Annotated in this window: 9 protein-coding genes; 6 read left to right on the top strand and 3 right to left on the bottom strand. The window is 52.1% G+C overall.

Annotation, left to right across the window (positions count from 1 at the left end):
• The first annotated feature begins 39 nt into the window (after positions 1-39).
• On the top strand, positions 40-2073 hold the full coding sequence (locus tag MKY48_RS29505) for a beta-galactosidase (RefSeq protein ID WP_339268166.1): 2034 nt from the start codon (positions 40-42) through the stop codon (positions 2071-2073).
• Between the two features lie 240 nt (positions 2074-2313).
• On the opposite strand, the gene MKY48_RS29500 is transcribed toward MKY48_RS29505, so the two are convergent.
• Positions 2314-3951, bottom strand: a complete 1638-nt coding sequence (locus MKY48_RS29500) for a response regulator (RefSeq protein WP_339291778.1) — start codon at positions 3949-3951, stop codon at positions 2314-2316.
• Complete coding sequence (locus MKY48_RS29495; protein ID WP_339268162.1) at positions 3929-5764, bottom strand: sensor histidine kinase; 1836 nt, start codon at positions 5762-5764, stop codon at positions 3929-3931. The genes MKY48_RS29500 and MKY48_RS29495 overlap by 23 nt, the downstream gene beginning before the upstream one ends.
• Positions 5765-5896: 132 nt before the next feature.
• Between MKY48_RS29495 and MKY48_RS29490 the strand changes: the two genes are divergently transcribed.
• The 5 genes from MKY48_RS29490 (at position 5897) to MKY48_RS29470 (ending at position 13409) form a co-directional block, all read left to right on the top strand.
• Positions 5897-6778 carry a sugar ABC transporter permease gene (locus MKY48_RS29490; protein WP_076325362.1) on the top strand — a complete coding sequence of 294 codons (882 nt, stop codon included), beginning with the start codon at positions 5897-5899 and terminating at the stop codon, positions 6776-6778.
• Positions 6779-7618, top strand: a complete 840-nt coding sequence (locus MKY48_RS29485) for a carbohydrate ABC transporter permease (RefSeq protein WP_076325363.1) — start codon at positions 6779-6781, stop codon at positions 7616-7618.
• A gap of 69 nt (positions 7619-7687) precedes the next feature.
• Positions 7688-8974 (top strand): ABC transporter substrate-binding protein, encoded by a 1287-nt coding sequence (locus tag MKY48_RS29480; RefSeq protein ID WP_076325364.1) that lies wholly within the window; start codon positions 7688-7690, stop codon positions 8972-8974.
• 152 nt (positions 8975-9126) lie between these two features.
• Entirely contained in the window at positions 9127-11169 is a 2043-nt protein-coding gene (locus MKY48_RS29475) for a beta-galactosidase (protein ID WP_339268160.1), read from the top strand.
• Positions 11170-11219: 50 nt separating this feature from the next.
• Positions 11220-13409: an alpha-galactosidase gene (locus tag MKY48_RS29470; RefSeq protein ID WP_339268159.1), complete on the top strand. Its 2190-nt coding sequence runs from the start codon at positions 11220-11222 to the stop codon at positions 13407-13409.
• Positions 13410-13482: 73 nt separating this feature from the next.
• On the opposite strand, the gene MKY48_RS29465 is transcribed toward MKY48_RS29470, so the two are convergent.
• Positions 13483-13824: a hypothetical protein gene (locus MKY48_RS29465; protein WP_339268158.1), complete on the bottom strand. Its 342-nt coding sequence runs from the start codon at positions 13822-13824 to the stop codon at positions 13483-13485.
• Positions 13825-13889: the final 65 nt, after the last annotated feature.

Below are 13889 nucleotides of genomic sequence, written 5' to 3'. Positions count from 1 at the left end.
GGATACGGAATTTAAGAAGCTAAAGGAGCTGAACCCTAGATGATTAACGAAAAATTGCCCAAAATGTGGTATGGCGGCGATTATAATCCCGAGCAATGGGATGCGGAAGCGTGGAAGGAAGATGACCGCATGTTTAAGCTGGCGGGTATCGATGTAGCCACCATTAATGTATTCTCTTGGGCTTTGAGCCAGCCGGATGAGGACACGTACGATTTTGCCTGGCTGGATGAGACGATCGATCGACTGTACCGGAACGGGATATATATCTGTCTGGCAACCAGCACAGGGGCCCATCCGGCGTGGATGGCGCGTAAATACCCGGATGTGCTGCGCGTCGACTACGAGGGCCGTAAACGCAAATTCGGCGGCCGCCATAACTCCTGCCCGAACAGCCCCACTTACCGTAAATACGCCAAAATCATGGCCGGCAAGCTGGCGGAACGCTATAAGGATCATCCGGCAGTCCTGATCTGGCACGTATCGAACGAATATGGCGGGTACTGTTACTGCGACAATTGTGCCGCGGCATTCCGGGCTTGGCTTGAGCAGCGCTATGGCACGCTGGATGCCGTGAACAAGGCATGGAATACCCGCTTCTGGGGCCATACCTTCTATGACTGGGAGGACATTGTTGTACCTAACGCTTTAAGCGAGGAGTGGTCCGGCAACCGGACCAATTTTCAAGGCATATCTCTGGATTACCGCCGTTTCCAATCGGACAGCCTGCTGGACTGCTATAAGCTGGAGCGGGATGAATTGAAGCGGATCACGCCGGATATTCCGGTGACCACGAATCTCATGGGCTTCTATCCGGAGCTGGATTACTTCAAATGGGCCAAAGAGATGGATGTTGTATCCTGGGACAACTATCCGTCCCTGGATACACCGTACAGCTATACGGCCATGGCGCATGCTCTGATGCGGGGACTTAAGGGAGGACAGCCCTTTATGCTCATGGAGCAGACGCCGAGCGTCCAGAACTGGCAGCCGTATAACTCGGCCAAACGTCCGGGTGTGATGCGGTTGTGGAGCTATCAAGCGGTCGCCCACGGCGCGGATACGGTGATGTTCTTCCAGCTGCGTCGTTCGATCGGAGCCTGCGAGAAATATCACGGCGCGGTCATTGAACATGTAGGGCATGAGTTTACCCGCGTATTCCGCGAGTGCGCGGAGCTGGGCAAGGAGCTGCAGCAGCTTGGGGACCGTATTCTGGATGCCCGTTCCGACGCCAAAGTCGCGATCATCTACGACTGGGAGAACCGGTGGGGCATCGATCTGTCGAGCGGCCCGACTGTTGCCCTCAATTACGTGAATGAGGTCCATAAATATTACGATGCCCTGCATCAGCTGCATATCCAGACTGACATGATCAGCGTGGAAGAGGACTTCCGGAAATATGACGTTGTCATCGCACCGGTGATGTATATGGCAAAGCAGGGATTTGCAGAGCGTGTGGAGGCCTTTGTATCGCAAGGCGGAACCTTCGTGACGACCTTCTTCAGCGGCATCGTTAATGAGCATGATCTGGTGACGCTTGGCGGTTATCCGGGCGAGCTGCGCAAGGTAATGGGAATATGGGCCGAGGAGATTGATGCACTGCTTCCGGGCCAGCAGAATCAGATGGTGATGCGAGGGCCGAAGGGACAACTGAAGGGCACCTACGACTGCGGAATTCTGTGTGACGTGATCCATGCTGAAGGAGCGGAAGTCGTTGCCGAATATGGCTCCGATTACTATCAGGGGACGCCATCGTTAACCGTGAATTCCTTCGGGCAAGGGAAGGCATGGTATGTGGCCACGAGTCCAGAGCCTAAATTTCTGAAGGACCTGATGCAAACCATATGCAACGACCATGGCATTGAGCCCGTCTTGAAAGCTCCGGAAGGCGTTGAGGTGACAAAGCGTGTGAAGGAGGACGTGGAGTTCACCTTTGTACTTAATCACATGCCGGAGAGCAAACCCGTGCCATTGGAAGGCGATACCTATGTTGACCTGCTGACAGAAGAAGAACATCGAGATTCCTGCGAGGTGCCGGCACGCGGAGTGATGATATTAGAGAAACGGCTGGGGTAGAGATAGCATGAGGGCTTACACGAAAAATAAATAGCTTGGAGCGCTCTCAAAAAAAGCAGAGAAGACGGGGAATCCCCGGCTTTCTCTGCTTTATTTTTTTAATATACGCCTGAGGTTACCCTCCTGATCCCGCAAGAAAAATTTAGGCTGCATGCGGTCTAGCTTCTGAGAAAATGCGTCGATCGGATATGCTTAAACAGCCTAGGCTCTCAGTCCTTCGGCGGTAAACCGCTGTCCAGCCTACGCTTCCTGCTCATGCAGCTTGCGGAATTCCTTCGGCGAGATGCCCTCTTGCTTTTTAAAAACAAGACTGAAATATTTCTCGTTCTTGAAGCCGACCATCTCGGAAATCGCTGCCATTTTTAGGCTTCGATTTTGCAGCAGGACCTTGGCCTTGGAGATGCGGATCCGGTTCAGATGTTCCGGAATGTTAATGCCATGCTTTTGCTTAAATTTGCGGGAAATGTACTCACGACTTACATGAAATCGGTTTGCAATATCATACAGCGACACGTCGTTCTGATAATTTTGCTCGATAAACGTCGTAATGTCATGGATCAGGTCCTGTCCCGTTTGCTTCTGGGACTGCACGGCCGAGGCCAGCAGGCTCATTAATTCAATCCAATACTGCTGCCACTCTGCCAGGGAGCACACATATTTGTCCGGGCTTGGCCGCTCGATGGTGGCGCTTTCCTCTTTGTACAATTTCAACAAAGCTTCAGACGACGGGTTAGCGGTTTCATGAATCACGTGATTGGCAAATCTCTCGATATCGCGGTCCCAACGCTCCAGAAGCTCCGGCGTAAGAACGCTGCTTTTTCGAATAGCCGCGATGAATGACTCTACAGCTTCGGTTATGGGAGCAGGTTGGCCGCTAAGTATGGCGAGTTTCCAGGTATCCTCAAACCCGCTGAACTGCGCGCCTTTATGATGGTCAACGCCCGATCGGAGCTGCTGCTCCGTATCATGGATAAAGTGATTTAGGACCGTTAAATCCCTCTGATGCAGGGTGGACGAGCTTCGGTCATACAATTCCGGAATGTCTGCCGGGTATTGACCGTCAGGACTAAGGCCAAAGTGCATGTGGCGCGACAAGGTGCGGTGCATCCCGTTATTGATCTCTTGAAGCAGTGTGGGCAGCGTGGCAAGCTGATCCCACAACAAAATAACCAGTTGGTGAGGTGAACCGAAGTGACGGAAGGCGATCCCGATCCGGTCCTTTTGCAGAAATTCATTGCAAATATTCAGCAGGGCAAACATGAGCAAATCCTGATGATGGCCAAAGCGGCTATAAAGCGCATGATCTGACTTGTCCATCTGCATGACGGCCAGGCGTATCGTCTGCGTTTGCTCCGGTACGATGCCTTCATCCTTGAGGCGATTGACCACCTGGGAATGGGCGCTTTTGTCATCAATCAGGCTAGATAACAGCTTCTCGGAATAAACCGGCCGGTATTCGTTCACCTGAACATGCTGCTGCCGCGCCGCAAGGCGTTCCCGTTCCTCGGCTTTCCAGGCGGCAGTCGCCTTGGCGACCGCTTGGTTGATGACGGCTTCCTCGATGGGCTTGAGGATATAATCCGTGCCGCTGTACCAGATGGTGTTGCGTACGAATTCGAAGTCGTCATGCCCGCTAATGACAATGAATTTGATATCCGGGTAATTCTTGTGAATCCATTCCATGAGATCTACGCCGTTTTTGAGCGGCATCAACATGTCCATCAGCACGAGGCTCGGCCGGAACGCCGGAATCAGCTTCATCGCCTCAAGACCATTGGCGGCTTCCTCAATATCGGTAATCCCATGCGTTTCCCACTGGACCAGCAGTCGGATGGCTTTACGCACGCGAGACTCGTCATCCACGATCAATGCCTTCATCCGTTTCACCTTCCACATTTATAGTCAGTACAACACGAAAGCCATGCGGCTGGTTGTTTTCGATGCTGAACTTGGATTTTCCACGATAATACAGTCTCAACCTTGTCATGATGTTGCTGAGTCCGATCCCGCTGCTGTCTTCCGTTTCCATTTCGGAAAGAACCTGAAGCTGTTCCAGATCTATTTCTTCCATCCGAAGCAAGTGCTCCTGAAGGGTTTGGAACGGCTCATCCTGCATTCCGTTACCGTTATCCTCGACCGTGATCTGCACGATGGAGGCCGACAGGCGCTTACTTTTCAGCGCGATGTAATTGTTTTCCGCCAAGGGGTTCATGCCATGCTTGAAAAAGTTCTCGATCAGCGGCTGAACCAGCATTTTCGGGATCAACACCTGCAAAGTCGACTCATCCACATCGTAACGGAAGTCGAACTGATTCTCAAATCGTTCTTTCTGCAGCTCCACGTAATCCTTGATATGATCGAGCTCTGTGGCTAGCGTGACCGGCTTGTCCGTATTGTACATGCTGTATCTCATCATCCGGGCAAGAGCGGAGATCAGGGAGTAGATCCTCTTCATGCCATGCTCAAGCGCAAGGGTGCCGATGGTTTGCAGCGCATTGTTCATAAAATGCGGGTTTACCTGCGCTTGCAGCGCGCGGAGCTGGTTGGTCCGGTTCGCCAGCTTCAGCTTGTATTCCTGCAAGATGAGATTGTTGATCGTATCCATCATGCTCCCGAACCTGCGGTGGAGAGTTCCGATTTCGTCTTTGCGGCTGGAGGAGATATCCACGGTCATTCGTCCGCTTTTGACCTGGCTCATGAGGCCTACCAATTCCCGGATCGGCGCCGTGATGTAGACCGAAATCCAGATCGTGGCGGCGATGATGAGAATCAGGGACACGCCGATCAGCAAAATATTGACGAAGGCTGCTTTGTCGGCGCTGCTTAGAATATAGGAGGAAGGAACCTCCTTGATCATTGTCCAGTCGCTGATCGACGTCTTGATATTGTTATATAAATAGATTTTGTTGTCATATTCGAAATGGCCTTCCTTCTTGCCGGATTGCTTGATGCTGTCGTACCATTCCGTTTGAATTTGCTGTCCCAGCATCTCGCCATGGCCGGCATACATGATATACCCGGCTTCATTCGTAATATATAGCTGCTCATGTTCGGGCTGGAACAGCTGATCGCTGATCCGGCTCAGGAAATTCATATCCATATCGATGGCGAGAATGCCTAATCGCTCGGTAGATGGGACGCGTTCAATGACCCGGTACATGGTGAATACTTGTTTATTGGCTTCATAGGGATAAGCTAACTGAAAGCCATACGTGTGAAGGGGATGGGGCGGCTGTAAAACCACCGTATCGTTACCGAGATTGGGAATTTCGGAATAGAGGTTGACATCACTCGTTTTTCTGGCGATATCCTGGGCGAACAACGTGGCCTCTCTTTTGCCGTCGACATAGAGATAGACCTGTCTTGCGCCGCCGATGGCTTTATGAATGGACTGCAGCGTGGCGGACTGCCTACCGCTGGCATTGATGTTCTCATGACTATAATAAAGGCTGCGGAAAAAATCCGGATCCGAATAAACCGTAAGGGAATTCCGGTTCATGTCTTCCAAATAGCTCTCCAAATTCAACCGTCCCTGATAGAGAAGGTTCATATTCTCAACAACGGCCCGTTCCTTGAGCGAGTTGGTTGTCATGACATAGCTGATGATCATGGAGATGGTGGTTGGAATGATGGTAGCCATGATCATAAAGGTAATCAATTTCGTGCGAATGCTGTTCCAATTCCAGTTCATAAATTCACCGCCGATCAATTTTCTATACCATTTAGTTCACATCCTGTGGTAGTCCCAAGGTCTTCATCTTAGCATAATTAAATCATAGAGAAATGGATAGAGAAACGAGAGGACAAGCGGAGGGGGATTTACATGAATAGCAAGAGAACGGCTGCCTTGACGCAGCAGTTGGTTTATATCGGACCCGCGCTGCTGTTTTTCGGTATGACGATCATTATCCCATTTGTAATGGGGATGTATTACTCGTTTACCAACTGGAATGGTGTATCGGGGAATGTTGAATGGGTCGGGCTGGACAATTTCAAACAGATTTTCACAAATGACAGCGCATTCGCACAGTCCTTCTGGTTTACCACCAAGTTTACGATCGTTGGCGTGGTTCTAACGAACCTGGTCGGTTTTTTCCTGGCCTACTTCTTAACGAAAAATATTAGGGCGCGCAACTGGCTGCGGACGATCTTCTTCATGCCAAACGTGATCGGTGGATTGCTGCTCGGCTTCATCTGGCAGTTTATCTTCATAAAGGGCTTTGCCACCGTTGGCGAGGCAACGGGGATTCCGTTCTTTAATCTTCCATGGCTGGGAGACGAAGTAACTGGCTTCTGGGGCATCGTCATGGTCTTTGTATGGCAATCGTCAGGCTATCTGATGGTCATCTACATCGCGTCCATTACGAATGTGTCCAAGGAAGTCATGGAAGCTGCCGAGATTGATGGAGCGAACCGGTTTCAAGTGCTCAAGAGCATCATCGTTCCGCTCATCATGCCGGCGGTCACCGTATGTTTATTCTTGGCGATATCCTGGTCCTTCAAAATGTTCGACCTGAACCTGTCGCTCACGAAGGGCGGACCATACCGCTCCACGGAGTCGCTGGCTATGAACGTGTACAATGAGGCATTCCTGAACAACCGGTATGGACTCGGAACAGCCAAGTCCCTGATCTTCTTCCTGGTTGTTGCCGTCATCACGCTCATTCAAGTTCGATTAACGAAGCAGAAGGAGGTTGAAGCTTAAATGAGATCGAAGAAACCTCCTATGTCGGCTTCCACGATTGTACTTCAGATTGTGATGGTCATTATTGCGCTGATTTTCCTGGCGCCCTTTTACTTCCTGCTGGTGAACTCGGTCAAATCGCTGGGCGATATTATGGTCGACGCGGCCAACTGGCCAACCGCCTTTCACTTTGACAACTACAGCAAGGCTTGGGAAATGACCCGCTTCCCGGAAGCGTTCGTGAATTCCGTCATCATTACGGTCATCAGCAACCTGATCATCGCCCTGTTGAGTGCGATGGCGGCTTACCGAATGGTTCGGTCCAATACGAGATTCAATCAAATCGTGTTCATGCTGTTCGTATCGGCCATGGTCATTCCGTTCCAATCCATAATGATTCCCTTGCTGCAGGTCATTAACTTCCTGGGTGTTAACAACAGTATCGTGGGTTTGATTCTCAGTTATCTGGGACTCGGTATCCCGTTGTCGGTCTTCCTATTCCACGGTTTCGTGAAAGGTATTCCGCTTGAAATCGAGGAGGCCGCCACGGTCGACGGAGCTTCTCCGTTCAGAGTATTTGGCCGTATCGTTTTGCCTATGCTGAAACCTATGATGGTGACGGTCATTATCCTGAACTGTCTGTGGGTCTGGAACGACTACCTGCTGCCATCCTTGATCCTGCAAAGTCCGGAACTGCGGACCATTCCGCTTGCGACCTTTGCCTTCTTCGGGCAGTATTCGAAGCAGTGGGATATGGCGCTGCCAGCGCTCGTGCTGGGCATCACGCCGATTATCATCTTCTTCCTGTCATTACAGAAGTACATTGTTGAAGGCGTCGCTGCCGGCTCCGTTAAGGGGTAATGGCAGCCTGGCTTCTCCCAAATCGGTTTTCCCATCTTTATATATAAACAATACTAGGGGGTAGTAAAGATGAACAAAATGAAATTATCTCTCGTGATGCTGCTGGCTTTTTCGCTGCTGCTTGCGGCTTGCGGCGGCAAGTCGGAGGAAGGTCAGGGCGGAAGCTCGGATGGAGCTTCCGGCGAAGTTAAGACGGTTAAGATTTTCCAATTCAAAACCGAGATCGTGGACGGCCTGAATGAACTCAAGGTTGAATTCGAGAAGGAATATCCGAACATCAAGCTTGATATTCAAACAGTAGGCGGCGGTGCTGACTACGGTGCTGCACTGAAAACGAAATTCGCATCCAACGATGCGCCTGATATTTTCTCCAATGGCGGCGACGCCGAGATGGAGATGTGGATTGACCGCCTGGAGGATCTGTCCGATCAGCCTTGGGTGAACGATCTGGTGGACATGGCAAAAGAGCCGATGACCAAAGACGGTAAAGTATACGGCATGCCGATGAACCTTGAAGGCTGGGGGTACATCTACAATAAAGATTTGTTTGAGCAGGCGGGCATTACCGAGCTTCCTAAAACCTATGCCCAACTGGAAGATGCTGCGAAGAAGCTGGAAGCGGCAGGCATAACTCCTTTTGCGAACGCTTACCAGGAATGGTGGCTGATCGGTAACCAAGGTATTAACCCGGCGTTTGCCCAGCAGGATGATCCGAATGCTTTTATCCAGGGCTTGAACGACGGCACGCAAAAATTTGCGGGCAATGCGAAGTTCGAAGAGTGGGCCAAACTGATGCAGCTGACATTGGATCACGGGAACAAAAATCCGCTGACCACCGATTACAATACGGCCATTTCCCTGCTGGCTACGGGGAAAACAGCCATGATGCAGAACGGCAACTGGGCCCAAACCGAGATTGATGCCATCAATCCGGACCTGAATCTTGGCTACCTGCCGATGCCGCTTGGCGACAATGCGGAGCTAAATGACAAGCTGAACGTAGGGGTACCTGCGAACCTGGTCATCAACAAGGATTCCGCATCGAAGGAAGAAGCGAAGATCTTCCTTAACTGGTTTGTCACATCCGATATCGGTAAAGAGTACATCGTCAAAAAATTCAAATTCATCCCGGCCTTGAAGACAATCGAAGCAACACCTGAGGACATGGGCGATCTGGGTTCAGCCGTGTGGGAGTACGTGCAAGCTGGCAAAGTACTGCCAAGACAATCCGCGAAGTTCCCTGACGGTGTAGCCCAGGAATTCTCCGGCGCGATGCAGGCCTTCTTCGCAGGCAAATCCGATGCGAACAAGATGCTTGAGGATATGCAGACATCCTGGGATAGTCTGAAAAAGTAAGGAGCAATGCTCTAATCAAAGTTAGCTAATCGTTCATAAGAGGTATGATCCCTGTCCAACATGACATGGGATGGTGCCTCTTTTCTTTAAGATTCAAAGTACGTCGATAGATACGGTTTTCTTAGCTAAAGAACGATGAAGGAGGCATTTCAATGATTAATCAACATTTCCCTAAGATATGGTATGGCGGGGACTATAATCCCGAGCAATGGGATAAGGCAACGATGGAAGAGGACCTGCGGATGTTTGAACTGGCCGGTGTTGATGTGGCGACCCTCAATGTATTTTCCTGGGCCAGAACGCAGCGTGATGAGAACAGCTATGATTTCACGTGGCTTGATGAAATGATGGATCGGCTGGCCGAGGAGCAGGTTCATGTCTGCTTGGCAACCAGCACGGGGGCGCATCCGGCTTGGATGGCCAAGAAATACCCGGACATCCTGCGCGTTGACTACGATGGACGCAAACGCAAATTCGGCGGTCGTCATAATTCATGTCCGAACAGTCCGACGTATCGCAAATATTCGATGCTGATGGCGCGTAAGCTGGCTGAGCGTTACAAGGATCATCCGGCACTGGTCATCTGGCACGTCTCGAATGAGTACGGCGGGTATTGTTATTGCGACAACTGCGAGCAGCAGTTCCGCGTCTGGCTGAAAGAGCGTTACGGGACGCTCGATAAGTTGAATGCCGCATGGAATACCGGCTTCTGGGGTCATACCTTTTACGAATGGGACGAGATTGTGGTACCGAACGCGCTCAGTGAAGAATTCGGCGGAAACCGGACCTTCTTCCAAGGGATATCACTGGACTATCGCCGTTTCCAATCTGACAGCCTGCTGGCATGTTATCGGTTGGAGAAGGAAGAACTGAAGAAGGTTACGCCGCACATTCCGGTCACCACCAATCTGATGGGATTTTATCCGGAGCTGGATTACTTCGAGTGGGCGAAGCACATGGATGTGGTATCCTGGGACAACTATCCTGCGATTGATACGCCGGTAAGCTTTACAGCGATGGCGCATAATCTGATGCGCGGACTGAAAAGTGGACAGCCGTTCATGCTGATGGAGCAGACGCCGAGCGTTCAAAACTGGTCGCCATACAATTCCGCCAAACGGCCCGGCGTGATGAGATTGTGGAGTTACCAGGCCGTAGCCCATGGGGCAGATACAATCATGTTCTTCCAGCTCCGCCGTTCCGTGGGGGCATGCGAGAAGTTCCACGGCGCATTGATTGAGCATGTGGGACATGAGCATACCCGGGTCTTCCGGGAATGCGCGGAGCTGGGGCACGAGCTGCAGCAGCTCGGAGATAAGCTGCTAGACTCCCGATCGGACGCCAAAGTAGCGATTATGTATGATTGGGAAAATCGTTGGGCGCTGGAGCTGTCAAGCGGACCTTCCAAAGCCCTGAACTACGTGGATGAGGTTCATAAGTATTATGATGCACTGTATCAGCTGAATATCCAGACCGATATCATCAGCTTCGAGGAGGACCTGAGCAAGTACGATGTGGTGATTGCCCCCGTGATGTATATGGTGAAGCCGGGCGTTGCCCAGCGCGTGGAGCAGTTTGTATCCCGGGGCGGAACCTTTGTGACGACCTTCTTCAGCGGCATCGTCAATGAGCATGATCTGGTGACCCTGGGAGGTCATCCCGGCGAACTGCGCAAGGTGACTGGCATCTGGGCCGAGGAGATCGATGCCCTGCTTCCCGGGCAGCAAAATCAGATCCATATGAAGCAGGATTGGGGATCACTGCGTGGAAGTTATCCATGTGGAATTTTGTGTGACGTCATCCATGCGGAGACGGCAGAGATTCTGGCTGAGTACGGATCCGACTTCTATAAAGGCACTCCTGTTCTAACGAAGAATGCGTTTGGCGAAGGGCAGGCCTATTATGTGGCGAGCAGTCCGGATTCGCAGTTCCTGCAGGCATTTCTTGCTAATCTGTGCGAAGAACAGGGTGTGAAGCCGCTGCTGAATACACCTGCCGGGGTAGAGGTGGTGGAACGGGTGAAGGATGGGAACTCCTACTTGTTCATTATGAACCACAATGCCGAAGAGATGACGTTTGATGCAGGTTCTGCCAATCAATTCGATCTCCTGGGTAGCCGGCAGATTTCAGGCCATGTCACGATTCCGGGAAGGGACGTCATGATTCTGGAACGGACGACCGCCGTAGGGTCTTAAAACGGAACATGGAGATTTAACTCGGACCTTGGGTTAGGGGGCAAAAAGCAGTGAGTATACATTTTCATGAAGATCTGGGGATATTCCATCTCCAGAGCGAGCGGTCAAGTTATGTGATTGAGCTTGTGCGGGGCGTCTATCCGGCGCACGCCTATTGGGGGCGGCGGATTCGCGATCACCGCATCGGCGGGTTGCTGGAACGGAGGGGCAGAGCATCCTTTTCACCGTCGCCGTTTCGCGAGGATGCATCCTTTTCCCTGGACAGTTTGCCACAGGAATACCCGGGCTACGGCAGCGGCGATTTCCGGCAGCCTGCGTACCAGGTACAGCTGGCTAACGGGACCACGGTCACCGAAGCGGAATATGTCCGTCACCGGATCTACAGCGGCAAACCGAAGCTGGAAGGCTTGCCTGCCGTATACGCGGAACAGGATGCTGAGGCGGATACGCTGGAGCTGGAACTGCTGGATCGGGTAAGCGGATTGACGATTTATTTGTCTTATACGGTCATGAATGCGTTCGATGCCATTACGCGTTCCGTGTCCTTCCGTAATGACAGCAAGGAGAACATCACCCTGCTGCGGGCTATGAGCGCCAGCGTGGATATGAATCATAGCTGTTATGACCTTCTGCATCTCCATGGAGCATGGGCGAGAGAGCGCCATGTGCAGCGCAGAAGATTATCCCCCGGCATGCAGGGGATTGAGAGCCGGAGGGGTTCAAGCAGCCACAACCACAATCCGTTTCTTGCGCTGCTGTCCGAAGGCGCTGGCGAAGAGCACGGTGAGGTGTACGGCTTCAGCCTTGTATACAGCGGCAGCTTCTCTGCACAGGTTGAGGTGGATCATTACGAAACCGCCCGGGTTACGATGGGATTGAATCCGTTTGATTTTTCCTGGCTGCTGGAGCCGGGACAATCGTTCCAGACGCCGGAAGCGGTGATGGTTTTTTCGGCGGAAGGCTTGGGCGGCATGTCCAGACGCTATCATAAGATGTACCGTTCAAGGCTGAGCCGGGGGAAATTCCGGGATGCTACGCGCCCAGTGCTGGTTAACAACTGGGAAGCGACCTACTTTAACTTTAATGCGGATAAAATCGAACAAATCGCCAGCGTCGGACGGGATCTCGGCATCGAGTTGTTTGTGCTGGATGACGGATGGTTCGGCAAGCGAAATGACGATACGACTTCCCTCGGAGATTGGGTCGTTGACAAGAACAAGCTGCCGGAAGGCCTTGAGGATCTCGTGAAGCGGGTTCGCGATCTCGATATGCAGTTTGGCTTATGGTTTGAGCCCGAGATGATTTCGCCGGATAGCGATCTGTACCGTCAGCATCCGGACTGGTGCCTGCATGTGGAAGGACGCCGGCGAACGGAAGGCAGACAGCAGCTGATCCTGGACTTCTCCCGCCAGGAAGTAGGCGATGCGGTGGCCGATATGGTTCGGAGCATCCTGCAAAGTGCGCCGATCACCTATGTGAAATGGGACATGAACCGGAACATGACGGAGATCGGGTCGGCCGCGCTGCCGCCTGAACGCCAGCGGGAAACAGCCCATCGTTATATGCTGGGATTGTATCGGGTGATGGAGCAGCTGACGACGGAGTTCCCGCATATTTTGTTTGAGAGCTGCTCCGGCGGTGGCGGACGCTATGATCCGGGGATGCTGTATTACATGCCCCAGACGTGGACAAGCGATAACTCTGATGCCGTCAGTCGATTGAAGATTCAATACGGAACGAGCCTTGTGTATCCTCTTAGCTCCATGGGAGCCCATGTGTCCGCCGTTCCGAATCATCAGGTGCACCGGCATACTTCGCTGCGTACGAGAGGTCATGCGGCGATGTCGGGCAATTTCGGATATGAGCTGGACCTGACAGCCTTCAGTGAGCAGGAGAAGGAAGAGGTCCGCGAGCAGGTAAAACAGTATAAAGAGATTCGGCATCTGGTACAGTTCGGGGATTTCTACCGCCTTCGGAATCCGTTCGAAGGGAACGAAGCTGCCTGGACCATCGTCTCCGAGGACCGCTCGGAAGCGGTGCTGTATTACTTCCGCATCTTAAGCGAGGCGAATGAGCCGATTGTTTGGCTGCGTACGGCCGGGCTGGATGGGGATGGAGATTATCGGTGCGAAGAAGACGGGAACATCTATGGCGGAGACCGACTGATGAACGCCGGATTGGCCATTCCCGCGATGCATGGGGATTTCCAGAGCTTTATCTGGAGGTTCAAACGAGTGTGAGCTGAATAAAACCAAAAGAACCGCCAGAGATGCAACAACTCTGGCGGTTCTTGCTGTTTCATGCCGGCTGCCCTCAGGTTGCCGTGATCGAATAAGTGCCCCGGTCCGTTGTGAGCACCACTTGACGGTCTTGGATGTCCGCAGCCGTTAACCCGTCCAGTCCGATGACAAAGGAATTGCTTGGCAGCGGGGCTTCATGGCCGGCGGTGATGACCACGCCGGGGCCGTGGAGCAGGAGCGCATGGTGGTCTCCATAACCGTCGATGGACTGCTCTTGATGCTGCTGGTGTTCAAATCGTTCCAGCTGTATTTCAATCTGGTCCTGATCCTTCTCTTCTTGCTTGGATATGTGCAGGGTGTGATTGCTTTTGGATTGAAGCCAATGGGTGACCTCTTCGATCGATGGATTCATCATGAACACCTTCCTTGATTTTAGGGTGGCTTCAAATAGTCTGTCCATGAAGTCATAACCTTATTTCA

The organism is Paenibacillus sp. FSL W8-0187, assembly GCF_037969755.1.
In the GTDB taxonomy this organism is placed as follows: Bacteria; Bacillota; Bacilli; order Paenibacillales; family Paenibacillaceae; genus Paenibacillus_AQ.
The sequence above is the reverse complement of the archived record's forward strand: the minus strand, read 5'-3'. Positions and strand labels throughout refer to the sequence as shown.

Coding starts and splice junctions, on each gene's coding strand:
- MKY48_RS29505 (WP_339268166.1), top strand. CDS start 40: ATGATTAACGAAAAATTGCCCAAAATGTGGTATGGCGGCGATTATAAT.
- MKY48_RS29495 (WP_339268162.1), bottom strand. CDS start 5,764: ATGAACTGGAATTGGAACAGCATTCGCACGAAATTGATTACCTTTATG.
- MKY48_RS29490 (WP_076325362.1), top strand. CDS start 5,897: ATGAATAGCAAGAGAACGGCTGCCTTGACGCAGCAGTTGGTTTATATC.
- MKY48_RS29480 (WP_076325364.1), top strand. CDS start 7,688: ATGAACAAAATGAAATTATCTCTCGTGATGCTGCTGGCTTTTTCGCTG.
- MKY48_RS29465 (WP_339268158.1), bottom strand. CDS start 13,824: ATGATGAATCCATCGATCGAAGAGGTCACCCATTGGCTTCAATCCAAA.
- MKY48_RS29475 (WP_339268160.1), top strand. CDS start 9,127: ATGATTAATCAACATTTCCCTAAGATATGGTATGGCGGGGACTATAAT.
- MKY48_RS29485 (WP_076325363.1), top strand. CDS start 6,779: ATGAGATCGAAGAAACCTCCTATGTCGGCTTCCACGATTGTACTTCAG.
- MKY48_RS29500 (WP_339291778.1), bottom strand. CDS start 3,951: ATGAAGGCATTGATCGTGGATGACGAGTCTCGCGTGCGTAAAGCCATC.